Annotated in this window: 23 protein-coding genes and 1 riboswitch; of the genes, 13 read left to right on the top strand and 10 right to left on the bottom strand. The window is 73.6% G+C overall.

The window, feature by feature from the left end; genetic code table 11:
• The first annotated feature begins 103 nt into the window (after positions 1–103).
• The 3 genes from ACFVYX_RS28930 to ACFVYX_RS28920 are packed head-to-tail and all read left to right on the top strand — an operon-like array spanning position 104 to position 3,507.
• Complete coding sequence (locus ACFVYX_RS28930; protein ID WP_389684431.1) at positions 104–922, top strand: SURF1 family protein; 819 nt, start codon at positions 104–106, stop codon at positions 920–922.
• 34 nt (positions 923–956) lie between these two features.
• Entirely contained in the window at positions 957–2,747 is a 1,791-nt protein-coding gene (locus tag ACFVYX_RS28925; RefSeq protein WP_389684430.1) for a glycoside hydrolase family 15 protein, read from the top strand.
• A 4-nt stretch (positions 2,748–2,751) separates the two neighbouring features.
• Complete coding sequence (locus ACFVYX_RS28920; protein WP_389684429.1) at positions 2,752–3,507, top strand: SDR family oxidoreductase; 756 nt, start codon at positions 2,752–2,754, stop codon at positions 3,505–3,507.
• Between the two features lie 22 nt (positions 3,508–3,529).
• On the opposite strand, the gene amaP is transcribed toward ACFVYX_RS28920, so the two are convergent.
• The 5 genes from amaP to ACFVYX_RS28895 are packed head-to-tail and all read right to left on the bottom strand — an operon-like array spanning position 3,530 to position 5,828.
• On the bottom strand, positions 3,530–4,117 hold the full coding sequence (gene amaP, locus ACFVYX_RS28915; RefSeq protein WP_389684428.1) for an alkaline shock response membrane anchor protein AmaP: 588 nt from the start codon (positions 4,115–4,117) through the stop codon (positions 3,530–3,532).
• A gap of 5 nt (positions 4,118–4,122) precedes the next feature.
• Positions 4,123–4,746: a DUF6286 domain-containing protein gene (locus ACFVYX_RS28910; RefSeq protein ID WP_389684427.1), complete on the bottom strand. Its 624-nt coding sequence runs from the start codon at positions 4,744–4,746 to the stop codon at positions 4,123–4,125.
• Positions 4,743–5,099 (bottom strand): hypothetical protein, encoded by a 357-nt coding sequence (locus tag ACFVYX_RS28905; protein ID WP_389684426.1) that lies wholly within the window; start codon positions 5,097–5,099, stop codon positions 4,743–4,745. The genes ACFVYX_RS28910 and ACFVYX_RS28905 overlap by 4 nt, the downstream gene beginning before the upstream one ends.
• Positions 5,100–5,102: 3 nt before the next feature.
• The gene (locus tag ACFVYX_RS28900) at positions 5,103–5,294 is read right to left on the bottom strand and encodes a hypothetical protein (RefSeq protein WP_389684425.1); all 192 of its coding nucleotides are present in this window, start codon (positions 5,292–5,294) and stop codon (positions 5,103–5,105) included.
• 57 nt (positions 5,295–5,351) lie between these two features.
• Positions 5,352–5,828, bottom strand: coding sequence for an Asp23/Gls24 family envelope stress response protein (locus ACFVYX_RS28895; RefSeq protein ID WP_389684424.1), 477 nt, complete (start codon positions 5,826–5,828; stop codon positions 5,352–5,354).
• 93 nt (positions 5,829–5,921) lie between these two features.
• On the opposite strand from ACFVYX_RS28895, the gene ACFVYX_RS28890 reads away from it, so the two are divergent.
• Positions 5,922–6,605, top strand: coding sequence for a hypothetical protein (locus ACFVYX_RS28890; protein WP_389684423.1), 684 nt, complete (start codon positions 5,922–5,924; stop codon positions 6,603–6,605).
• A gap of 111 nt (positions 6,606–6,716) precedes the next feature.
• Here ACFVYX_RS28890 and ACFVYX_RS28885 read toward each other — a convergent pair whose 3' ends face one another.
• The 3 genes from ACFVYX_RS28885 to ACFVYX_RS28875 form a co-directional block, all read right to left on the bottom strand.
• Positions 6,717–7,517 carry an enoyl-CoA hydratase/isomerase family protein gene (locus ACFVYX_RS28885; RefSeq protein WP_389684422.1) on the bottom strand — a complete coding sequence of 267 codons (801 nt, stop codon included), beginning with the start codon at positions 7,515–7,517 and terminating at the stop codon, positions 6,717–6,719.
• 129 nt (positions 7,518–7,646) lie between these two features.
• Complete coding sequence (locus ACFVYX_RS28880) at positions 7,647–7,868, bottom strand: helix-turn-helix domain-containing protein (protein ID WP_005477683.1); 222 nt, start codon at positions 7,866–7,868, stop codon at positions 7,647–7,649.
• Between the two features lie 404 nt (positions 7,869–8,272).
• On the bottom strand, positions 8,273–9,871 hold the full coding sequence (locus ACFVYX_RS28875) for an ABC-F family ATP-binding cassette domain-containing protein (RefSeq protein ID WP_389684421.1): 1,599 nt from the start codon (positions 9,869–9,871) through the stop codon (positions 8,273–8,275).
• Positions 9,872–10,137: 266 nt separating this feature from the next.
• On the opposite strand from ACFVYX_RS28875, the gene ACFVYX_RS28870 reads away from it, so the two are divergent.
• A complete protein-coding gene (locus ACFVYX_RS28870) occupies positions 10,138–11,028 on the top strand; it encodes a neutral zinc metallopeptidase (protein ID WP_389684420.1) in 891 nt (296 codons plus the stop codon).
• Positions 11,029–11,096: 68 nt separating this feature from the next.
• On the top strand, positions 11,097–11,498 hold the full coding sequence (locus tag ACFVYX_RS28865) for a VOC family protein (protein ID WP_389684419.1): 402 nt from the start codon (positions 11,097–11,099) through the stop codon (positions 11,496–11,498).
• 24 nt (positions 11,499–11,522) lie between these two features.
• On the opposite strand, the gene ACFVYX_RS28860 is transcribed toward ACFVYX_RS28865, so the two are convergent.
• Together ACFVYX_RS28860 and ACFVYX_RS28855 are read right to left on the bottom strand one after the other, a co-directional pair.
• On the bottom strand, positions 11,523–12,944 hold the full coding sequence (locus ACFVYX_RS28860) for a hypothetical protein (RefSeq protein ID WP_389684418.1): 1,422 nt from the start codon (positions 12,942–12,944) through the stop codon (positions 11,523–11,525).
• A gap of 230 nt (positions 12,945–13,174) precedes the next feature.
• Positions 13,175–14,302, bottom strand: a complete 1,128-nt coding sequence (locus ACFVYX_RS28855; RefSeq protein ID WP_389684417.1) for an alpha/beta hydrolase — start codon at positions 14,300–14,302, stop codon at positions 13,175–13,177.
• A gap of 370 nt (positions 14,303–14,672) precedes the next feature.
• Between ACFVYX_RS28855 and ACFVYX_RS28850 the strand changes: the two genes are divergently transcribed.
• From ACFVYX_RS28850 to ACFVYX_RS28820, 7 genes are all read left to right on the top strand, one after another.
• The gene (locus ACFVYX_RS28850; RefSeq protein ID WP_389684416.1) at positions 14,673–15,932 is read left to right on the top strand and encodes an anion permease; all 1,260 of its coding nucleotides are present in this window, start codon (positions 14,673–14,675) and stop codon (positions 15,930–15,932) included.
• A gap of 12 nt (positions 15,933–15,944) precedes the next feature.
• A complete protein-coding gene (locus ACFVYX_RS28845; RefSeq protein ID WP_389684415.1) occupies positions 15,945–16,166 on the top strand; it encodes a hypothetical protein in 222 nt (73 codons plus the stop codon).
• A 112-nt stretch (positions 16,167–16,278) separates the two neighbouring features.
• Positions 16,279–16,421, top strand: a riboswitch (cobalamin riboswitch).
• A 32-nt stretch (positions 16,422–16,453) separates the two neighbouring features.
• Positions 16,454–17,428: a cobalamin biosynthesis protein gene (locus tag ACFVYX_RS28840; RefSeq protein WP_389684414.1), complete on the top strand. Its 975-nt coding sequence runs from the start codon at positions 16,454–16,456 to the stop codon at positions 17,426–17,428.
• Positions 17,425–18,933 (top strand): cobyric acid synthase, encoded by a 1,509-nt coding sequence (locus tag ACFVYX_RS28835; RefSeq protein ID WP_389684413.1) that lies wholly within the window; start codon positions 17,425–17,427, stop codon positions 18,931–18,933. Before ACFVYX_RS28840 ends, ACFVYX_RS28835 begins: the two co-directional genes overlap by 4 nt.
• A 46-nt stretch (positions 18,934–18,979) precedes the next feature.
• Positions 18,980–21,064 (top strand): putative cobaltochelatase, encoded by a 2,085-nt coding sequence (locus ACFVYX_RS28830; protein ID WP_389684412.1) that lies wholly within the window; start codon positions 18,980–18,982, stop codon positions 21,062–21,064.
• Positions 21,064–21,672: a cob(I)yrinic acid a,c-diamide adenosyltransferase gene (gene cobO, locus ACFVYX_RS28825; RefSeq protein ID WP_056561183.1), complete on the top strand. Its 609-nt coding sequence runs from the start codon at positions 21,064–21,066 to the stop codon at positions 21,670–21,672. The genes ACFVYX_RS28830 and cobO overlap by 1 nt, the downstream gene beginning before the upstream one ends.
• Positions 21,666–23,036 carry a cobyrinate a,c-diamide synthase gene (locus ACFVYX_RS28820; RefSeq protein WP_389684411.1) on the top strand — a complete coding sequence of 457 codons (1,371 nt, stop codon included), beginning with the start codon at positions 21,666–21,668 and terminating at the stop codon, positions 23,034–23,036. Before cobO ends, ACFVYX_RS28820 begins: the two co-directional genes overlap by 7 nt.
• Position 23,037 lies beyond the last annotated feature (1 nt).

Below are 23,037 nucleotides of genomic sequence, written 5' to 3'. Positions count from 1 at the left end.
GCCGGCGTCCGGACCACCGTGAGGAAACGATCCTCTGATGACTTCCGGCCCCCTTCGGCACCCGCCGCGAGGGGGCCTTTCGTCACGTTGTACCGTCTTCGGCGTGTACCGCTTCCTGTTGTCCCGGCAATGGGTGATCCTCACCCTCATCGCTCTCGTCCTCGTTCCGACGATGATCGAGCTGGGCTTCTGGCAGTTCCACCGGCACGAACGGCGGGTCGCCCAGAACGCCCTGATCGCGGACAGCGTCGCGGCGAAGCCGGTCCCGGTCGAGGAGCTCACCTCCCCCGGCCACACCGTCCCGCGCGCCGACTACTGGAAGCCCGCCACGGCCACCGGCACCTTCGACACCGCCCACGAGGTGGTCGTCCGCCGGCGCACCAACTCCGACGACCGGGTCGGCGTGCACGTCCTGACCCCGCTGGTCCTCCGGGACGGCCGGATCGTCCTGGTCAACCGCGGCTGGATCCCGGCCGCCGCCGACCAGCACTCCTTCCCACCGGTGCCGCCCGCACCCAAGGGCGAGGTCACGATCACCGGCCGCCTCAAGGCCGACGAGACGACCGGCGCGAGCGGCATCAAGGACCTGAAGGGCCTGCCGGACCGCCAGGTCATGCTGATCAACAGCGGCCAGCAGGCCGAGCTCATCGGCCGCGAGGTGCTCGGCGGCTACCTCGAACAGATCGAGCCCGCCCCCACGGGCGACACCCCCGAACTGATCCCCGAGCCCGACCACGACTCGATCGGCGCCCACATGGCGTACGCGGTGCAGTGGTGGCTCTTCGCGGCCGGGGTACCCGTCGGCTGGGTGATCCTCGTCCGCCGCGAGAAGCGCGACCAGGAAGCCGCGGCGGCCCGTTCGGACGACTCCGGAGCCCCGGAGAAGAACGCGGACGCGATCCAGGCCACTCCGTCCCGCTGATTGGCCGTCGCCTCTACCGGGAACAGCCCAAAGCGTGACGCAACGTATCGACGACTACGCCCTGATCGGCGATCTCCAGACCGCCGCGCTCGTCGGCCGCGACGGATCGGTCGACTGGCTGTGTCTGCCCCGGTTCGACTCGGCCGCCTGCTTCGCCGCGATCCTCGGCGACGAGAACAACGGCCACTGGCGGATCGCCCCCAAGGGCGCCACGACGTGCGCCACGCGCCGGTACGTCGAGGACACCCTCGTCCTCGAGACCTACTGGGAGACCCGTACGGGCACCGTCAAGGTCGTCGACTTCATGCCCCAGCGGGACAGGACCCCGGACGTGATGCGGATCGTGGAGGGCGTCAGCGGCAGCGTCGAGATGAGCTCCGTCCTGCGGCTCCGCTTCGACTACGGCTCGATCGTCCCCTGGATGCGCCGCGCCGACCGCCACCGGGTCGCGGTCGCCGGACCTGACGCCGTCTGGCTGCGCAGCGAACCGCCCGTGAAGACCTGGGGCCAGCAGTTCTCCACCTGCTCCTCCTTCACCGTCGCCGCCGGCGAGAAGGTCGCCTTCGTCATGACCTGGCACCCCTCGCACGAGCCGCGCCCCGCGCTCGTCGACCCCTACGAGGCCCTGGAACAGTCCCTCGCGGACTGGCGGGAGTGGACGGCGCTCTGCACCTACCGGGGCCCGTACCGGGAGGCGGTGCTGCGCTCCCTGATCACCCTCAAGGCCCTCACGTACGCCCCGACCGGCGGGATCGTGGCCGCCCCCACCACCTCCCTGCCGGAGGAGGTCGGCGGCGTACGGAACTGGGACTACCGGGCCTGCTGGCTGCGGGACTCCTCGCTCACCCTCGGCGCGCTGCTCTCCGCCGGATACGTCGAGGAGGCCCGCGCCTGGCGGGACTGGCTCCTGCGCTCCGTGGCGGGCGACCCGGCCGATCTGCAGATCATGTACGGGCCGGCGGGCGAGCGCCGGCTCCCCGAGACCACCCTGCCCTGGCTGCGGGGCTACGCCGACTCGGCCCCGGTCCGGACCGGGAACGCGGCCGTGGACCAGTTCCAGCTCGATGTGTACGGCGAGGTCATGGACTCGCTCCACCGCGCGCGTGAGGCCGGGATCCCGCCGGAGCGGCACGCCTGGAACCTCCAGCTGAGCCTGCTCGGCTTCCTGGAGTCCACCTGGCGCGAGCCGGACGAGGGCCTCTGGGAGGTGCGCGGGCCGCGCCGCCACTTCACCCACTCGAAGGTGATGGCCTGGGTGGCCGCCGACCGCGCGGTCCGCACCCTGGAGGCCGACCCCTCGCTGCCGGGGGACGCGGCCCGGTGGCGGGCGATGCGGGACGAGATCCACGCGCAGGTGTGCGCCAGGTCCTACGACCCCGTCAGGAACACCTTCACCCAGTCGTACGGCTCGCTCGAACTGGACGCGGCGACCCTGCTCATCCCCCAGGTCGGCTTCCTGCCGCCGGACGACCCGCGGGTGGTGGGAACCGTGGAGGCGGTACGGGCGGAGCTGATGCACGGCGGATACCTCCGCCGGTACAGCACCGACTCCGGCGCGATCGACGGTCTGCCGGGCGAGGAGGGCACCTTCCTGGTCTGCTCGTTCTGGCTGGCGGACGCGCTCCTGCTGATCGGCAGGCCGGAGGAGGCCCGCGAGCTCTTCGAGCGCCTCGTCGTCCTCCGCAACGACGTCGGCCTCCTGGCGGAGGAGTACGACCCGGTGACGGGACGCCAGCTGGGCAACTTCCCGCAGGCCTTCAGCCACATCGGCCTGGTGGGCACGGCGTTCGCGCTGGCCCGGGAGGATCAGGACCCGGCAGGATAGGACCATGGATCTTGGACTGAAGGACCGTGTGTACGTGGTGACCGGGGCGACGCGGGGGCTCGGGCGTGCCTCCGCCGAGGCGCTGCTCGCCGAGGGCGCCCGGGTGCTGGTCACCGGGCGGGACGAGAAGACCGTCGCCGACGCGGTGGACGGCCTCGGACCCGGCGCGGCCGGGATCGCCGCCGACAACGCCGATCCGGAGACCCCGGCCCGGCTGGTCGCCGAGGCGCGGGCCCGCTTCGGCGGCTTCGACGGCATCCTGATCAGCGTGGGCGGTCCGGCGCCCGGCTTCGCGGCGGACAACACCGACGAGCAGTGGGCGGCCGCCTTCGACACCGTCTTCCTCGGGGCGGTACGGCTGGCCCGCGCGGCCGCCGAGAGCCTCACCGAGGGCGGGGTCATCGGCTTCGTCCTGTCCGCTTCGGTCCACGAGCCGATCCCCGGTCTGACCATTTCCAACGGGCTCCGACCGGGTCTCGCAGGCTTCGCGAAGTCCCTCGCCAACGACCTGGGGCCGCGCGGGGTGCGGGTCGTCGGGCTGCTGCCGAGCCGGATCGACACGGACCGCGTGCGGTCCCTCGACGCGCTCTCCGGCGACGCGGACGCGGCCCGCGCGGCCAACGAGGCCGCCATCCCGCTGCGCCGCTACGGCACCCCCGAGGAGTTCGGGCGGACGGCGGCCTTCCTGCTGTCGCCGGCCGCCTCGTACCTGACGGGCGTCATGCTGCCGGTGGACGGCGGAGCGCGCAGCGGCTTCTGAGGGCTCGTGCCCCGGCCCGCCGTCAGGTGACGCGCCGGGCCCGGTGCTTCACCGCCCGCAGGCGCGCCTCGGTGGGAAGGGCGGAGAGGCCCGTGGACGTACGGGCGTGAGCGAGGGCCTGGGTGCTGAGGGTGTTCAGGGCGTCCCCGGGGGAGGCGTACGGCTCCAGGTGGAGCGCGACCCGGGTGCGGGGGGCGCTGCGGCGGCCGGTGAGGGAGACCCTGGCCCTCGCGACGCCCTCCTGGGCCGCGGCGTCCGCCTCCAGGACGGCTTCCAGGGCCCGCCCGCGGACGACGGCCTCGTCGCCGTCTCCGCTGTCGACGGCGACCTCGGCGAGCCGGGCCCGCCGGAACTGGACGAGCAGCCACCACAGGGCGAGCAGGACGACGAGCCCGAGGACGGCGATGACCACCGGCCACCACCAGCCCTCGTCCCGCCAGCGCTGCCGGTCCGCGGTGGAGAGCAGGACGTCCGAGGGGCCCGACCAGGGCCACCAGGACGGTACGGACAGATCGAGGGCGGCGGCGAGGACTCCCCCGCCGCCGAGGACGAGGAGCAGCCCGGCGAGGCCGAGCAGGACGCGGTTGACGCGCCGGAGGACGACCGTCACCGCGCTCACCCCTTTCTGGGCGGCCGGGCCACCCGTACGGTCACGGCGGGCGGGTGGGCGAGGGCCAGTTCGTCGACGCCGTCGGCGAGGGCCGATTCGACGTCGGCGCGGACCTCGTCGAGCGCCCGGAAGTGCGAGACGGCCCTGGCGTTCACCTTGGCGCGGCCGACGCGCACCCGGACGGACTGCACGCCGGAGACCTCCATGGCCCGGTCCCGCAGGGCGAGGGCCGCGGCCTCGCGGTCGAGTCCGGCCCGTACGTCGGCGTGTGCGCGGCGCATCGGGAGGACGGCACGCAGGCCGGGGGTCGCCGCGAGGACGAGGAGCCAGATGCCGAGGACGACCGCGAGGGAGGCGCCCGCGAGGATCAGGGGGTCGTCGAGCGGGCGGGTCGCGAGGGCGTCGGCGAGTCTGCGCCGCCAGGACATGGCGGTGCGGTCGGCCCGTACGGCCGCCACGTCGTAGAGGAGCAGCCCGGCCCCGCCGAGGACGAGGGCCGCGAGCACGGCGGCGGGGATGCGGCGCACGGCCCAGAAGCGCCGGACGGACGAGGCGGGGGCGTCGGCCAGGACGGGTACGTCGTCGCGGCCGGGGGCGGGGCCCTTGTCCAGGTCGGGCGTGGTCGTCATGACAGGCGGTCCCTCCGTGTGGCCTGCCGGGTCAGCGGGGAGTGGAGGCGTTCCACATGGACGGTGACCTCGTGGACCTCCATGCCGACGAGCTCCTCCACGCGCGCGCGGACCCGGCCCCGGACGGCGCCGCACCGGCGGCCGACGTCCGAGGGGTAGTCGAGTTCGAGGCTCACCGCGACCCTGGCGACGTCCCGGTGGACGACGACGGAGGCATGCGGCCGCGCGCCGCCCTCGGGGACGGCGTCCAGGGCTTCCCCGGCCGCCTGGGCGGCGATCTTCGCGACGACCCGGTCGGCGATCGTGGTCGCGCCCCGGCCCCGTACGGGGTCCGGGGCCGGCTCCGGGGCCATCCGTCACCGCCGCCGGTCGCCGCGGTCGCGGCCCCGGAACAGATCGCCGGGTTCGAGGTCGCCGTCGAGGAAGCGGCCCGCCACGAAGCCGACCGCTCCCAACGCCGCGACCAGTACAAACGCCCCGAAGCCGCCGAAGTATCCGGCGAAGCCGAGGGCCATGCCGGCCAACAGGCCGACCACAGCCATGCTCATTCCTGACCCCTTCCTGAGGATCTCCTGGCCCCCTGTACCGTGCCCGGCCGTCGTCGGCTACTGGAGCCGCTGTTCCGGCTCCTCCTCCTCGTCGTCGGGCAGCTTCACGTCGCTGACCGCGATGTTCACCTCGACGACCTCAAGGCCCGTCATGCGTTCGACGGCCGCGATGACGTTCTCTCGGACGTCGCCGGCGACGTCCGAGATGGAGACGCCGTAGACGACCACGATCTCCAGGTCGAGCGCGGTCTGTACCTCCCCGACCTCGGCCTTCACGCCTCGGGTGACGTTCGACTTGGCGCTGCCGCCGGGCACCCGGTCGCGTACGGCACCGAAGGTGCGGGAGAGGCCGCTGCCCATGGCGTGGACGCCGTCGACGTCGCGGGCGGCGAGACCGGCGATCTTCTCGACGACTCCGTCGGCGATCGTGGTCCGGCCCCGGGAGGCGGGGTCGCCGCCGCCCCGCTTGCTGACCGAGGTGCTGCGGCGGGGTTCGTCGGCGGCGGTGGCGCCGGAGTGGGTGGTGTCCGTCATTAGTTTTCGCCCCTTCTGGGATATTTCGGGGTTCTTCGCCCACACTAAGGGCGGTTACCCGGTCCCGCCCCGGGGATACGGCAGGCTGGGGCAATGACGACGAGTGACGGTTGGAACGCGGCGGTGAGGGACCGCCTCGCCCCGGGCAGGCTGCTGCCGCTCGGGACGGCGACGGACGATGCCTGGATCACCGAGCGGGCGGCGCGTGAGGTGCTCGGCAGGGCCGCCGCGACGGTACGGGGGGTGGTGCCCGGCACCCTGCGGATCGGCCCCGCGGACCCGGAGCCGGAGCCGGAGCCGGAGGGCTCGCCCCAGCGGGAACCGGCGCGGGAACCGGGGGCCCTGCGGGTCTCCGCCTCGTTCGGCCTGGTGGCCGGCCGGCCGCTCCCGGAAGTCGTCGACGAGCTCAGGGCGGCCCTGTTCGCGGCGGCCGGGGACGGGATCGGCCTGGTGACGGCCGCGGTCGACCTGCGGGTGACGGATCTCCTCGACGCGGCACCGCCGAAGGAGGGACGGGCCGCTCCCCCACAGGGCGGGACCTCGCCGACGACGGACGATCCGGTGGCCCTCGCGGCGCTCGGGGTGACGGGTGTCGCGGCGGTGACGGACGCGCTGGGCCCACCGGTGCGCCGGGGCTCCGACGGGGTGCGGGTCGAAGTGGCCGTGACGCTCGGCGCCCGCCCCCTGGACGTGGCGCGCGCCGTACGGACGGCCGTGACCGCGGCCCTCCCCGAGGAGGGCGCGGTCACGGTCGTGGTGTCGGAACTGCGCGGGTGAGAGGCGGGCGCCGGTCACCGAGGCCATCAGGTCGCGCGCAGGCGTCAGTCGCGGGTCCCGCCAGATCGCGGGCACGCGTCGGTCGCCGAGTCCCGCCGGATCGCGCAGGCGTCAGTCGCCGAGTCCCGCCAGGTCGCGCAGACGGCGGGCCTGGGCGGCGCGCTCGGCGGTGCGCTGCTCCTCGTACGAGCGGCCGGCGGCACCCTGGAGGAGCGCCTTGGTCTCGGTGACCGCGTCGCGCGGCGCCGCGAGCAGGGCGGCGGCGAGGTCCCGTACCGCGGCGTCGAGTTCGCCGACGGGCACGGACAGGTTGGCGAGACCGGTGCGCTCGGCCTCCTCCGCGTGGACGAAGCGGCCGGTGGCGCAGATCTCGAGCGCGCGGGCGTAGCCGACGAGCGAGACGAGCGGGTGCGTCCCGGTCAGGTCCGGGACGAGCCCCAGGCTGGTCTCGCGCATGGCGAACTGCACGTCCTCGGCCACGACCCTCAGGTCGCAGGCGAGGGCGAGCTGGAAGCCCGCGCCGATGGCGTGCCCCTGGACGGCCGCGATCGACACGAGGTCGCTGCGGCGCCACCAGGTGAACGCCTCCTGGTATGCGGCGATCTCCGCGTCGAGGTCCTCGTCGGAACCGCGCGCGAGATCGAGGAAGGACGGCTCTCCGTCGAAGCCCTCGGGCGTGAACGCCTGCCGGTCGAGTCCGGCGGAGAAGGACTTGCCTTCGCCGCGCAGAACCACGACCCGCACGCTGCCGGGCAACGACCGGCCGGCTTCTGTCAACGCCCGCCACAGAGCGGGAGACTGAGCGTTGCGCTTCGCCGGATTGGTCAGGGTCACCGTGGCAACGGCGTCCTCGACGGTGAGCCGTACACCGTCCTTGTCGAATACGAGCTCAGAGTCGTCGAGCGTAGTCATGGGGCGCCTCCGGTTCCGGTGCAGCACTGCATCCGATGCTAAGTGACTGCACAGTAACCACCTGGCCGGTCCGTGGACCGACCGGGTGGCCACCGAGAGACCCGGTGGCCCGGTCGAGCCGCCCCGATGTCAGGCCGAGGCGGTCTTCTTGCCCCGGGTCGCTCCGCCGCGTCCGCGCAGCGTGACTCCGGACTCGCTCAGCATCCGGTGGACGAATCCGTAGGAGCGGCCCGTTTCCTCGGCCAGCGCCCGGATGCTCGCACCGGAGTCGTACTTCTTCTTCAGGTCTGCCGCGAGCTTGTCGCGCGCGGCGCCGGTCACCCGGCTGCCCTTCTTCAGAGTCTCGGCCACCCGTGCCTCCTCATGGGAAGTGCGCTCTGGACTTCTCATGATCACCCCTCCCGTCCGTCCTGGCCACCCATTCGACAAGGTCCATGCCGCCGGGTTTGTGGACGAGCACGGCGTCGACACGACCGGAAGCTCGAATTCCGCCGGGTCGGAAGAGCGATCCCGCCCCGGCCGGCGCGGGAAGTGCCAGGTCAGCGACGCGGCGGGAACACACGTACGGCGCGGGTCTGCCGGAAGGATTCAGCAGAGCACCGCGCCGGAAGGTACGAGACGCCCTCACTCAGATGAAGGATCTCGCATGAGCCGAATGATCCAGCCCGTCATGATCACCCGAGGCGTTCCGGGGGTGATCGGGGTGTGTTCCGGGGCCGCGGGGGCGAACCCGGGGCACCGGAGCGGCCTCCGGGTCAGGCGAGCGCCACCAGGTCCGCGTAGTCCGGGCCCCACAGGTCCTCGACGCCGTCGGGGAGCAGGATGATCCGCTCCGGCTCCAGCGCGTCGACCGCGCCCTCGTCGTGGGTGACGAGGACGACCGCGCCCTTGTAGGTGCGCAGGGCCCCGAGGATCTCCTCGCGGCTCGCCGGGTCCAGGTTGTTGGTGGGCTCGTCCAGGAGGAGCACGTTCGCCGAGGAGACGACCAGGGTGGCCAGGGCAAGACGGGTCTTCTCGCCGCCGGAGAGGACCCCGGCCGGCTTGTCGACGTCGTCGCCCGAGAAGAGGAAGGAACCGAGCGTCTTGCGGACCTGGACGAGGTCGAGGTCGGGCGCGGCCGAGCGCATGTTCTCCAGGACACTGCGCTCGGGGTCGAGCGTCTCGTGCTCCTGGGCGTAGTAGCCGAGCTTGAGGCCGTGGCCCGGGGTGACCTCACCCGTGTCGGGCTTCTCCGCGCCGGCGAGCAGGCGCAGCAGCGTGGTCTTGCCCGCGCCGTTGAGGCCGAGGATGACGACGCGGGAGCCCTTGTCGATCGCGAGGTCCACATCGGTGAAGATCTCGAGCGAACCGTAGGACTTGGAGAGCCCCTCGGCCGTCAGCGGGGTCTTTCCGCAGGGCGCGGGGTCGGGGAAGCGGAGCTTGGCGACCTTGTCGGAGGCGCGCACCGCCTCCAGGCCGGAGAGCAGCCGCTCGGCGCGCTTGGCCATGTTCTGCGCGGCGACGGTCTTGGTGGCCTTGGCGCGCATCTTGTCGGCCTGCGAGTTGAGGGCGGCGGCCTTCTTCTCGGCGTTCTGGCGCTCGCGCTTGCGGCGCTTCTCGTCGGCCTCGCGCTGCTGCTGGTAGAGCTTCCAGCCCATGTTGTAGACGTCGATCGTGGAGCGGTTGGCGTCCAGGTAGAAGACCTTGTTGACCACGGTCTCGACGAGGTCGACGTCGTGGGAGATGACGATGAAGCCGCCGCGGTAGGTCTTCAGGTAGTCGCGCAGCCAGACGATGGAGTCGGCGTCGAGGTGGTTCGTCGGCTCGTCGAGGAGGAGCGTGTCGGCGTCCGAGAAGAGGATGCGGGCGAGCTCGACCCGGCGGCGCTGACCGCCGGAGAGGGTGTGCAGCGGCTGGCCGAGGACCCGGTCCGGCAGGCCGAGGGCGGCGGCGATGGTGGAGGCCTCGGCCTCGGCCGCGTAGCCGCCCTTGGTCAGGAACTCGGTCTCCTGGCGCTCGTACTGCCGCATCGCCTTCTCACGGGTGCCGCCGGAGCCGGTGGCGATGCGCTCCTCGTTCATCCGCATCTTCTTGAGGAGGACGTCGAGGCCGCGGGCCGAGAGGACACGGTCGCGGGCCAGGACGTCGAGGTCGCCGGTGCGCGGGTCCTGCGGGAGGTAGCCGACCTCGCCGGAGCGGGCGATGGTGCCGCCGGCGGGGACGCCCTCGCCCGCGAGGCACTTGGTGAGGGTGGTCTTGCCCGCTCCGTTGCGACCGACGAGGCCGATGCGGTCGCCCTTGGCGATGCGGAAGGAAGCGGACTCGATGAGGACGCGGGCGCCGGCGCGCAGCTCGATGCCGGAAGCGGTGATCACGGACAGACTCCAGGGCGGTGGGAAACGGCGGAAGGACGGCTGGTGAAGGGCTTCGACGCCGCTAATGCACGGGGAGAATGGCCATACGGCCAGTCTAACGGGCCCCTGCAACTGCTTTTCGGCCATGCGGGCCGCGAGAGCCGGGTCGGGAGCCATCTCACATTCCTGCCGATGTCCCGCAAAAGGGGCGAGCAGGTAAGTACGGCCCGATACTCGGCGCAGGGCGGCGGCCTCTGCCGCGGCGGTGACGCGGAGGGTGGTGGGCCGTGCAGTTCGACGACGACGCCGATCTGGACACCTCGGAGGTCAAGGACGTCCGGACCAGCCGCGTCCCCGGCGGCAGGGCGACCATCGGCGGCGGGATCGCCGGCCTCGTCGCGCTGGTCCTCGGCCTGCTCTTCGGGGTGGGCCCCGATCAGCTCGGGCTCTCCTCGGGCGGCGACGAGCCGGTGGCCGGCTCCTCCTCCGCGGCCCAGGTGAACCAGGCCTGCCGGAAGGGCTCGGACGCCAACACCCGCGAGGACTGCCGGATCGTCGCCGTCGTCAACAGCGTCCAGGACTACTGGCGGACCGAGTACGCGCGCCGGGGCGGCACCTACGGGAACGCCGCCACCGTGATGTTCACCCAGCGGGTCGGGACCGCCTGCGGCTCCGCCACCTCGGCGGTGGGGCCCTTCTACTGCCCCGGCGACCGGCAGGTCTATCTGGACCTGGGCTTCTTCGACGAGCTGCGCACGAAGTTCGGGTCGAGCGGCGGCCCCTTCGCCCAGGCGTACGTGGTGGCGCACGAGTACGGCCACCACATCCAGAACCTGATGGGGACCCTGAGCCGCGCCCAGGACGGGCGGACCGGCGCGGACTCCAACGCCGTGCGGGTCGAGCTCCAGGCCGACTGCTACGCGGGCGTGTGGGCCCGGCACGCCACGGCCACGCCCGACGACCGGACGGGGCGGCCGCTGCTCACCACGCTCACGGACGCGGACATCCGGGACGGCCTGGACGCGGCGGCCGCCGTCGGCGACGACCGGATCCAGGAGAGGTTCCAGGGCCGCGTGACACCGGAGAACTGGACGCACGGCTCCGCGGCCCAGCGGCAGCAGTGGTTCTTCGAGGGCTACCGGACCGGCGACATGGCCCGGTGCAACCCCTTCCGCTGAGTTGTCGGCCGGGACTGCCAGACTGAGACCCAGATCACATACGGCCGCATCGAAGGGAAGTGACCGGGATGGCTGAGGCCCCCCACATCTGTCCGACGCTGACGTACGAGGACGCGAAGGCGGCGATCACCCTGCTCACGGAGGGGTTCGGCTTCACCGCGACCGCCGTGTACGAGGCCGAGGACGGGCGGATCGCGCACGCGGAGCTGTCGTACGGGAACGGCATGGTGATGCTGGGCAGCAAGGGCACCGGCAGCGAGTTCGACAAGCTGATGGCCGGAGCCGGCCCGGTGGGCGTCTTCGTGCACGTGGACGACGTGGACGAGCACCACGCGCGCGCGGTCGCCCACGGGGTCGAGATCGTGATGCCGCCCAAGGACCAGGAGTACGGCTCCCGGGACTACATGGCCCGGGACGCCGAGGGAAACATCTGGAGCTTCGGGACGTACACGCCCGGCGCCGCGGAGTAGCCGGGCGCCGGGCGGCACGCCTGCTCAGGCGCCGCCGGTGTGCACCTGGAAGGCGGCCCTGCGGACCGCCTTGGCCAGGGCCGGGTCCGGGTGAGCCGCGGCGAGGGCGACGAGGACCTGGACGGTACGGGGATGCCCGACGGCCCTGACCTCGTCGAGCAGCGCCGGGACGGTGCCCTGCACGGCCGAGTCGAGGTGCCGGACGAGCAGCGCGCTCTCGCCGTGGTCGGCGACGGCGGCGGCCGTGTCCACCCAGAGCCAGGTCGCCTCCTCGCGGGTGAGCACCTCCTGGGCGTCGTCGGGGTCGGCGCCGTCGTACTCCGCGAGCCAGAGCAGCGCGTACGGGCGCAGCGAGGGCTCGGCGACGGTGGCGCGCACCTCGGCCTCCGCGGGGGCACCGACGACTCGGAGCGCCTCGAAGGCGAGGCCGCGCAGCAGGGCGTCCTCCCCACGGGCGACGGCGAGGAGTTCGGTCACCGCGCTGGAGAGGGTGCGGGCCGCGAGCCAGGCACGGTACTCGGCGCGGGCCGGGCCGGGGGTGAGCCGGGCACAGCCGCGCAGCATGTCCTCTGCGGACTGCTCGATGTTCCCCGCGGGGCTCTGCGCGGCGACGCAGATCTGCTCCAGCTTGACCCAGACCGCCCAGTTGCCGAGCGGGGTCAGGGTGGCGTGCCGCCCCTCCGCGCCGGGGTCCAGGGTGAGCGCGCCGACGGCCGCGAGGCCTTCGAGCGCCCAGTCGAGGAGAGCCGGGAGCCCGTCGGTGCCGCCGCTCACGCCGGGGGCGCCGGCGGCCTCGGGAGCCTGCTCGGCCGGCGGGACCTCGCAGCGCTCCTCGCGCAGCTCCTCGACGCGCTGGCCGAGCAGGTCGAGAAGGGCGGGGACGAGGACCGGGCCCTGCGAGAGCTGAAGCAGCGAGAGGACCTGCGGGACGGCCTCGACGACCTCGGCGACGGCGCTCGGTTCGACCCCCTCGGGGGCCGGGTGGACCAGCGACCAGGCGTCGAAGAGGGCGACCCAGCCGCGCAGCACGGCGGAGTCGTCGCGGTCCCAGGCGTGCAGCCGCCAGCCGGGGCGTGCGGTGTCGCCGTGGAGCTCGATGAGTCCGGCGAGCCGGGCGCGGTCCCAGCCGGCCCTGACCTGGCCGGGCGTCAGGTCCAGTGCGGCCGCGGCCCGTTCCTGGGGGGTGACGGCCCCGGCACCGGTGCGGGGTGCCGCTTCGGCGCCGCGCTCGACGGCGGCCCAGCGGGCGATCCGTACGGCGTCCGCGAGGACGTGCCTGGCCTGGCGGGCGAGTTCCGCGCGGGGCGGAGTGCCCTCGGGCGGCCGCGGCGCCGGCCTGGTGCGCCGGGTCGTCACGGCCCGTCGGGCGGTGGCGAGGGACCGCGGGCGGACGAGTCGGAGTCTGGAGTTGCGCGCCAATGGTTCATCGGGCTTTCGAGACGTCACGGGGGCAGTCTTCCCGCTGACGGCCCGAAAGCCCAATCGGAATCGGACACCCCGTCGGAACGGGCCCGGTGCCGGGCCCGGGAGGGGCGTACCGGAGGCACCGGAGCCCGTCCGGAAAGCGGCGGCGTCCGCCCGGGGAAGGCGGTACCCGGGGTTTCCGGGCGGGCCCTGGGGCGCGTGCGGGGCGCCGAGAGCCCGGCTGATCGACAAGACACGCCCGGAGACACCCCTTAGAGGAGCGGAGTGAGGAAGCGGCGCAGGGACTCCTCGTAGCGGACCGGGTCGGCGTTCCACATGGCCGCGTGCGGAGCCTGCCGCACGGTCTGGAGGGTGACCAGATCGGGGCGGCGGGCGGCGAGTCCGACGGACGGTTCCCAGGGGGCGATGGTGTCGTCGGGGCCGTGCAGAAGGAGGACCGGGACACGCAGGGCGTCCGGTGCGGAGGCGGCCCTGAGGAGGTCGCCGTGCGGTCCCGTCCTGCCCTGGGCGGCGCGGACGGCGAGCGGGAGCAGCGGGGCGGGGACGTGCCGGGCGGCCGCGAGGTTGCGGAGGGTGGCCTCCCAGTCCAGGACCGGGGAGTCGAGGACGAGGCCGCCGATCCTGTCGCGCACCCCTGACTCGGCGGCGGCGCGCAGGGCCATCGACGCCCCTGTCCCCCAGCCGTGCAGGACGACCTTGGCCGCGCCCCTGCGGACCGCGTACCGGATGGCGGCGTCGACGTCGCGCCACTCGGAGTCGCCGAGGCGGGCCAGGCCGTCGGCCGTGGCGGGCGCCCCCTCGTCGCCCCGGTAGGCGGGGACGAGGACGGGGACCTTGCGGCGGTTGTAGAAGGGGACGACGTTCAGCGGGTGCTCGCGGGTGGTGCCGAGGCCGTGGAGGGCGATCACCCAGGTGGGGCGGGGGCCGGGCACCAGCCAGGCGGGCAGCGGGCCGAGCTCGCCGGGGATCTCGACGTCGTCGTGGGCGAGCCCGAGGGCGCCGAGCGGCGTGCCGCGGTGGAGCTGGGGGGTGAACCGGACACGGGCGCCGGGGCCGAGCGCCCCGAGTTCGACGCGTTCCAGGCGGCGGACGACGGTGTCGGCGGTGTGGGGGACCCGGTCGAGGACAGGGCCGACGACGGCGTGCAGGTCGGGGCCTTCGAGGCCGTACGTGCCGGGGCGCAGCGAGGCGAGGCTGCGGGTCAGGGTGATCCGCTCGGGGCCCGTGGCGTGCACGGTCAGCCGTGGGTCCCCGGGCAGGGGACGTCCGGACGGCGCCCTGAGGGCGACGTCGCTGGCGTACCGGCCGGCCGCGACCGCGACCGCGCCGACACCGAGCAGGGTGGTGACGGCCGCTGCCGTCGCTGTAGCCGGGCGCACGCTCCCAGTCTCGGCAGGGCGGGGAGGACCTGCCACCGGACGCACCCGGCCGGGGTGGGGGCGGGCCCGGCGGGCCACCCCGGGGAGTGACATGGGTCTCCTCCACGGGGTCACCCTGTCGGGTGGTTCCGTCCGGGGAGCGGAACGGGGTGCCGGGGGAGGAAGCGGGGCAGGTCGTATGTGCCCGGTGAGGGCCCGGATTGCCCGGGGTCGGGGGTGACCGCATGGTGGACAGTTCAGTCGCCGGGACCGTAAACGGAATCTCTTGACACCGGATCGGGACACCACACCGCCCGGCCCAGTTCACCTTCCGTTCACTCAGGTTGCTTACGTTCGACGAGCCACTGACGTCAAACGATTGCCTGGGTAAATGGAACACATCTCGCTGCTGCTCGCCATTGTGGTCGTGACAGCCCTGGTGTTCGATTTCACGAACGGTTTCCACGACACCGCCAACGCGATGGCCACGACCATCTCGACCGGTGCGCTCAAGCCGAAGACGGCGGTGGCCATGTCCGCCGTGCTCAACCTCGTCGGCGCGTTCCTGTCCGTGGAGGTCGCGAAGACGATCTCCAGCGGGCTCGTCAAGGAGGAGGGAATCCAGCCAGAGGTCATCCTCGCGGCGCTCGTCGGCGCGATCCTCTGGAACCTGGTGACCTGGCTGGTCGGTCTGCCCTCCAGCTCCTCCCACGCCCTGATGGGCGGCCTCATCGGCGCCACGATCGCCTCGATCGGCTTCAGCGGTGTCAACGGCGGGGTCGTCGTCAGCAAGGTGCTCATCCCGGCGGTCGCCGCCCCGCTCGTCGCCGGCCTGGCCGCGATGTTCGCCGCGCGACTGACGTACCGCATGGACAAGAACGCCGACAAGAAGACGACCGAGAAGGGCTACCGGGCCGGTCAGATCGCCTCCGCCGGTCTCGTCTCCCTCGCCCACGGCACCAACGACGCCCAGAAGACCATGGGCATCATCACCCTCGCCCTGGTCGCCGGCGGCATCCTCGCTCCCGGCTCCAACCCGCCGGTCTGGGTGATCGTCTCCGCCGGCCTCGCGATCGCGCTCGGCACCTACCTGGGCGGCTGGCGCATCATCCGCACCATGGGCAAGGGCCTCACCGACCTGCAGCCGCAGCAGGGCTTCGCCGCCCAGACCAGCGCGGCGGCGGTCATCCTCGCCTCCTCGAACCTCGGCTTCTCGCTGTCGACCACCCACTCCTGCTCCGGCGCCGTCATGGGTGCGGGCCTGGGCCGCAAGGGCGGTGTCGTCCGCTGGTCGACCGCCACCCGGATGTTCGTCGCCTGGGGCCTGACCCTTCCGGCCGCGGGCCTGGTCGCAGCCGGTGCCGAGTACGTCGCCCGCCAGGGCGACTGGGGCGTCTACACCGTCGCGGCCTTCCTGGTCGCGTCCTGCCTCGCCATCTGGGTCTTCTCCCGCCGCCAGGTGGTCGACCACACCAACGTCAACGACGTCGAGGCCGAGGCCCCGGGTGCGGTGTCCGCCGCCGTCGCGGCCGTCACCCCGCCGGCCGCCGGTTCCGTCGCCGCCGTCGCGGACGAGGACCTCAAGACCACCATCCCCGCGCCGGTTCCCACCGACCCGGCCGCTCCCCCCGCCCCCGCCGCAGCGGTGTAAGGAACGAACGACATGAAGATCGACTGGGCAGCTCTCGGCTCCGTCTTCGGGGTCAGCCTCGTGGCGACCGTCGCCCTCGTGGGCCTCTTCACCCTCGGGATCGTCGGCCTCGGCAAGCAGGCGGAGGCCGCCGCCCAGGGCGGCACCGCCACCCTGGCCCGTACCGGCGCCTACGCCTGCTTCGCCCTGTGCCTCGCGGCCGTGGCGTACGGGATCTACCTGATCGTCGTCTGACGCGACGAGCAGCACGGGCGGGGCGGTCCGCACCTTCGGGTGCGGGCCGCCCCGCCGTCGTGTTTGTGGTGCTTCGCACAGTGACACGGTGCAGGTCAAGCGCGGGTTGACGGGTGTTCTCGGGGCGTGGTGGACTGCCGAGGCCATTACGGCGGCAGTAGAGGAAGTCCGGTGCGAATCCGGCGCGGTCCCGCCACTGTGACCGGATCCGAAGGGTCCGGGAGTCAGGAACTCACGCCGCCGGTCACGTCGATCCAGGGCGCGGACCCTGAGTGAGGACATGCGCCATGCCCGGCCGCAGCAGAACCAGCCGCCCCTTCCCCGACGGATTCGCGTACGGCGCGGCCGCGGGTCTCGCCGTCGACCTGCTCGTCGGAGACCCCCGCCGTGGACACCCCGTCGCCGCGTTCGGCCGGGCGGCCGCCGCGGTCGAACAGCGCCTCCACCACGATCACCGCGGCTGGGGCGCCCTCCACACCGCAGTCTGCGCCGGCTCCACGATCGCCCTTGGCGCGCTCGCCGCACGGGCCGTACGGAACCGGCCGGCAGCGGCAGCGGCCCTGACCGCCGCCTCCGTCTGGGCCGTCGTCGGCGGTACGACCCTGGGCCGGGAGGCCCGCGCCATCGGCGGGGCGCTCGCGGCGGGCGACCTGGAGGTGGCCCGGGAGCGGCTGCCGCACCTGTGCGGACGCGACCCGCAGTCCCTCGACGGGCCGGCGATGGCCCGCGCGGTCGTCGAATCGGTCGCCGAGAACACCTCCGACGCCGTGGTCGGCGCCCTCTTCTGGGGAGCGGTCGCGGGCGTGCCGGGTCTCGTCGGCTTCCGGGCCGTCAACACCCTGGACGCGATGGTCGGCCACAAGTCCCCCCGCCACCGCCGCTTCGGCTGGGCCTCGGCCCGGCTCGACGACGTGGCCGGCTGGCCCGGGGCCCGGCTGACGGCCGTCCTCGCGACCGTCGCGGGCGGGGACCCGCGCGGGGCCGCCCGGGCCTGGCGGGCGGACGCCGCCAAGCACCCCAGCCCCAACGCGGGACCGGTCGAGGCCTCCTTCGCGGGCGCCCTCGGCGTACGGCTCGGCGGGACGCTGTCGTACGGCGGACGGGTCGAGCACCGGCCGGTGCTCAACGGGGAGGGGCGGCCCGTCGAGGTCGCCGACATCGACCGGGCGGTCCGGCTGTCCCGCCGGGTCACCGGACTGACCCTGGCCGCCTGCGTGGGCGGCCGGCTGATCGGATACGCGCTGAAGCGGAGGAACGCATGAGGGGTGGGGGGCTGCTCGTCGCCGGGACCACGTCCGACGCCGGGAAGAGCGTCGTGACGGCCGGCATCTGCCGCTGGCTGGTCCGCAAGGGCTTGAAGGTGGCGCCGTTCAAGGGGCAGAACATGTCCCTCAACTCCTTCGTCACCCGCGAGGGCGCCGAGATCGGGCGGGCCCAGGCCATGCAGGCCCAGGCCGCCCGCGTCGAGCCGACCGCGCTGATGAACCCGGTGCTGCTCAAGCCGGGCAGCGACCGCTCCAGCCAGGTCGTCCTGATGGGGAAGCCGGTCGGTGAGCTGAGCGCCCGTGGCTACCACGGGGGGCGACAGAAGGAGCTCTTCGAGCCGGTCCTCGCGTGCCTGGAGGAGCTGCGGAGCACGTACGACGCGGTGATCTGCGAGGGCGCGGGCAGTCCGGCCGAGATCAACCTGCGGCGCACGGACATCGTCAACATGGGGATCGCGCGGGCCGCGCGGCTGCCCGTCGTCGTGGTCGGGGACATCGACAGGGGCGGGGTCTTCGCCCAGTTCTTCGGTACGACGGCACTGCTGGGCCCCGAGGACCAGGCGCTCGTCGCCGGGTACCTCGTGAACAAGTTCCGGGGCGACGTGACCCTGCTCGAACCGGGGCTCGACATGCTGCACGGCCTCACCGGGCGCCGGACCTTCGGCGTCCTGCCGTACGCGCACGGGCTCGGCATCGACGAGGAGGACGGGCTCCGGGTCTCGCTGCGGGGCGCGGTGCGCGAGTCGGTCGTCGCGCCGCCGGTGGGCGAGGACGTGCTGCGGGTCGCGGTCTGTGCCGTCCCCCTGATGTCGAACTTCACGGACGTGGACGCGCTGGCCGCCGAGCCGGGTGTGGTCGTGCGGTTCGTGGATCGGGCCGAGGAGCTCGTCGACGCGGACCTGGTCGTCGTGCCCGGCACCCGGGGGACGGTCAACGCGCTGGCGTGGCTGCGGGAGCGGGGTCTGGCGGACGAGCTGGCCCGCCGCGCGGCCGCGGGGCGTCCGGTGCTCGGCATCTGCGGCGGCTTCCAGGTGCTCGGCGAGCGGATCGAGGACGACGTCGAGTCCCGGGCGGGAGCCGTCGACGGGCTCGGGCTGCTGCCTGTACGGGTCCGGTTCGCGCGCGAGAAGACCCTGGCGCGGCCGGTCGGCGAGGCGCTCGGCGAGCGGGTGGAGGGGTACGAGATCCACCACGGCGTCGCCTCCGTGGACGGCGGGGAACCGTTCCTCGACGGATGCCGGGTCGGCTCCGTGTGGGGCACGCACTGGCACGGCTCCCTGGAGAGCGACGGGTTCCGGCGGGCGTTCCTGCGCGAGGTCGCGGCGGCGGCCGGACGGCGGTTCGTACCGGCCCCGGACACGTCGTTCGGGGCGCTGCGCGAGGAACAGCTGGACCGGCTCGGCGATCTGATCGAGGAGCACGCGGACACGGACGCGCTGCTGCGGCTGATCGAGGAGGGGGCCCCGGCGGGCCTGCCGTTCGTGCCGCCGGGAGCGCCGTGAGCATGACGACCGCCGAACATCAACGAGTTGAAGGAGTGACCAGCCGATGAGCACCCGGTATCCGTTCACCGCCGTCGTCGGCATGGACGATCTGCGGCTCGCGCTGCTGCTGAACGCCGTCAGCCCCGCCGTGGGCGGTGTCCTCGTACGGGGGGAGAAGGGGACCGCCAAGTCCACCGCCGTGCGGGCGCTCGCCGAACTGCTGCCCGCCGTGCCGGTGGTCGCGGGCTGCCGGTTCAGCTGTGACCCGGACTCGCCCGACCCCGGCTGCCCCGACGGACCGCACGACGACGGCCCCGGGGCCCGCCGGGCCGCGCGGATGGTCGAGCTGCCCGTCGGTGCCTCCGAGGACCGGCTCGTCGGCTCGCTCGACATCGAGAAGGCGCTCGCCGAGGGAGTGAAGGCCTTCGAGCCCGGGCTCCTCGCCGACGCCCACCGCGGCATCCTGTACGTCGACGAGGTCAATCTGCTCCACGACCACCTCGTCGACCTCCTGCTCGACGCCGCGGCCATGGGCTCCTCGTACGTCGAGCGCGAAGGCGTCTCCGTACGGCACGCCGCCCGGTTCCTGCTCGTCGGCACGATGAACCCCGAAGAGGGCGAGCTGCGGCCGCAGTTGCTCGACCGGTTCGGCCTGACCGTGGAGGTCGCCGCGTCGCGCGAGCCCGTACAGCGGGTCGAGGTCGTCCGCCGGCGGCTCGCCTTCGAGGACGACCCGGCCGCGTTCGCCGCGCGCTGGGCGGACGACGAGGCCGAGCTGCGCGGCCGGATCTCCGCCGCCCGCGCCCTGCTGCCGCGGGTGACGCTCGGGGACGCCGTACTGCTCCAGATCGCCGCGACCTGCGCCGCTTTCGAGGTGGACGGCATGCGCGCCGACATCGTCATGGCCCGCACCGCGACCGCGCTCGCCGCGTGGGCGGGGCGCACCGACGTCACCTCCGAGGACGTACGGCAGGCCGCGCTGCTCGCACTCCCCCACCGGCGGCGGCGCTCGCCCTTCGACGCGCCCGGCCTCGACGAGGACAAGCTCGACGAGACCCTGGAGCAGTTCAAGGGGGACGAGCCCGAGGAGGACCCGGAACCCGACGGTCCGGGTGACGGCGGTGGCGACGGCCCTGACGGGGGTGGTCCCGGCGGGGGCATTCCTCCGCAGAACGAGGGCCCCGTGTCCGAGGACGTATCCGCTCCGGAGGCCGACGTATCCGCTCCCGAGGACGTACCCGCCCCCGCGGAGTCCCCGGCACCCGCGCCGCAGGGCTCCCGCGCCGGGGAGCGTGCCGCCGTACAGGCCGCCGAGCCCTTCCGTACGAAGGTGCTGAGCGTCCCCGGTCTCGGCGAGGGCGCGGCCGGGCGCCGCTCCCGGGCCCGAACCGAGCACGGCCGTACGACGGGTTCCGTACGCCCGCGCGGCGCGCTGACCAAGCTGCACCTGGCCGCGACCGTACAGGCCGCGGCCCCGCACCAGAAGGAGCGCGGGCGGACCGGACGCGGGCTCGTGATCCGGCGGGACGACCTGCGGCAGACCACCCGGGAGGGACGGGAGGGGAACCTGGTGCTGTTCGCCGTGGACGCCTCCGGTTCGATGGCGGCCCGGCAGCGGATGAGCGCCGTCAAGGGCGCCGTCCTCTCCCTGCTGCTCGACGCCTACCAGCGGCGCGACAAGGTCGGTCTGATCACCTTCCGCGGCCGGGAGGCCGAGGTCGCGCTGCCGCCGACCTCGTCCGTCGACGCGGCCGCCGCCCGCCTGGAGAAGCTCCCGACCGGCGGCCGCACCCCGCTCTCGGCCGGGCTCCTCAAGGCCCATGACGTGCTGCGGGTCGAGCGGCTCAGGGACCCCTCGCGCCGCCCGCTGCTCGTCGTCGTGACCGACGGACGGGCCACCGGCGGCGGGGGCGGCGACCCGGTGGCGCTCGCCGCCCGCGCGGCACGGCTGCACGCCGCCGAGGGCACGGCCTCCGTCGTCGTGGACTGCGAGACCGGACCGGTGCGGCTCGGGCTCGCGGGGACCCTCGCGCGCGAACTCGGCGGCACCGCCGTCACCCTGGACGAGCTGCGTGCCGACTCGATCGCCGGACTCGTCAGGGACGTACGAGACGTCCGGTCAGGACAGACAACCAGGAGGGCCGCTTAATGCCGCAGGGACAGCCGACCGTCGTACCCGACGACGGTCTCACCACCCGTCAGCGACGCAACCGCGCGCTGGTGATGGTGCACACGGGCGTCGGCAAGGGGAAGTCGACCGCCGCGTTCGGCATGGCGCTGCGCGCCTGGAACCAGGGCTGGCCGATCGGGGTGTTCCAGTTCGTCAAGTCCGCCAAGTGGAAGGTCGGCGAGGAGAACGCCCTCAAGGCGCTCGGCGAGACCGGCAAGGGCGGCACCGTCACCTGGAACAAGATGGGTGAGGGCTGGTCCTGGATCCAGCGCGAGGTCGCCGAGGGCGAGCAGTCGCACGAGGACAAGGCACGCGAGGGCTGGGAGCAGGTCAAGCGGGACCTCGCCGAGGAGAAGTACCGGTTCTACGTCCTCGACGAGTTCGCCTACCTCCTGCACTGGGGCTGGATCGACGTCAAGGAGGTCGTGGAGGTGCTGCGCGACCGCCCCGGTCAGCAGCACGTCGTCATCACCGGCCGCAACGCGCCCCAGGAGCTCGTCGACTTCGCGGACCTCGTCACCGACATGTCCAAGGTCAAGCACCCGATGGACGCCGGTCAGAAGGGCCAGCGGGGCATCGAGTGGTAGCACGTCTCGTCATCGCCGCGCCGTCGTCGGGCGCGGGCAAGACCACGGTCGCGACCGGCCTGATGGCCGCGTTCGCCGGCCGTGGTCTGGCCGTCTCCCCGCACAAGGTCGGCCCCGACTACATCGACCCCGGCTACCACGCCCTCGCGACCGGCCGTCCCGGCCGCAACCTCGACGCGTACATGTGCGGTACGGGGCTGATCGCGCCGCTCTTCGAGCACGGGGCGCGCGGCTGCGACCTGGCCGTGGTCGAGGGGGTGATGGGCCTGTACGACGGCGCCGCCGACCAGGGTGAACTGGCCTCCACCGCACAGGTGTCGAAGCTGCTCAGGGCGCCGGTGGTGCTCGTCGTCGACGCGTCCTCGCAGTCGCGGTCGGTGGCGGCGCTGGTGCACGGGTTCGCGTCATGGGATCCGGAGGTGCGGATCGGGGGCGTGATCCTCAACAAGGTCGCGACGGACCGGCACGAGCATCTGTTGCGGGAGGCGCTCGGGGAGTCGGGCGTTCCCGTGCTCGGGGTGCTGCGGCGGGCGCCTGCCGTTGCGACGCCTTCGCGGCACTTGGGGCTCGTGCCGGTGGCGGAGCGGCAGGCCGCCGCGGTTGCCGCTGTCGCGGCGCAGGCGGAGCAGGTGCGGGCCGGGTGCGACCTGGAGGCCCTTCTGGCGCTGGCCCGCAGCGCACCGGCGCTGCCCTCCGAGCCGTGGGTGCCCGAGGTGGCCGGAGGGCCGCACGCCGGTGGCTCCGGTGTGCCCGCGCCCAGGATCGCCGTCGCCGGTGGGGCCGCCTTCACGTTCTCGTACGCCGAGCATGCCGAGTTGTTGACCGCCGCCGGGGCCGAGGTCGTCACCTTCGATCCGCTGCGGGACGAGGGCCTTCCCGAGGGGACCTCCGGGCTCGTCATAGGGGGTGGGTTCCCCGAGATGTACGGGGCCGAGCTGTCCGCCAACGAGCCGCTGCGGAAGGCCGTCGCCGGGCTCGCCGCCTCCGGGGCGCCGATCGCCGCCGAGTGCGCCGGGCTGCTGTATCTGGCGCGGTCGCTCGACGGCAGGCCCATGTGCGGGGTGCTCGACGCGGACGCGCGGATGTCGGAACGGCTCACCCTCGGGTACCGGGACGCCGTCGCCGTGAGCGACAGCGTGCTCGCTCCGGCCGGGGCGCGGATGCGGGGGCACGAGTTCCACCGGACCGTGATCGATCCGGGTGCCGGGGCACAGCCGGCCTGGGGGCTGCGGCAGCCCGTGCGGCGCGTGGAGGGCTTCGTCCAGGGAGGGGTGCACGCCAGTTACGTGCACACGCACTGGGCGGGTGCTCCCGAGGTGGCCGCGCGGTTCGTCGAGCGGTGCGCGGGCGGTCCGGTCGCGTGAG

This window comes from Streptomyces sp. NPDC058326, from assembly GCF_042879855.1.
GTDB lineage: Bacteria > Actinomycetota > Actinomycetes > Streptomycetales > Streptomycetaceae > Streptomyces.
The sequence above is the reverse complement of the archived record's forward strand: the minus strand, read 5'-3'. Positions and strand labels throughout refer to the sequence as shown.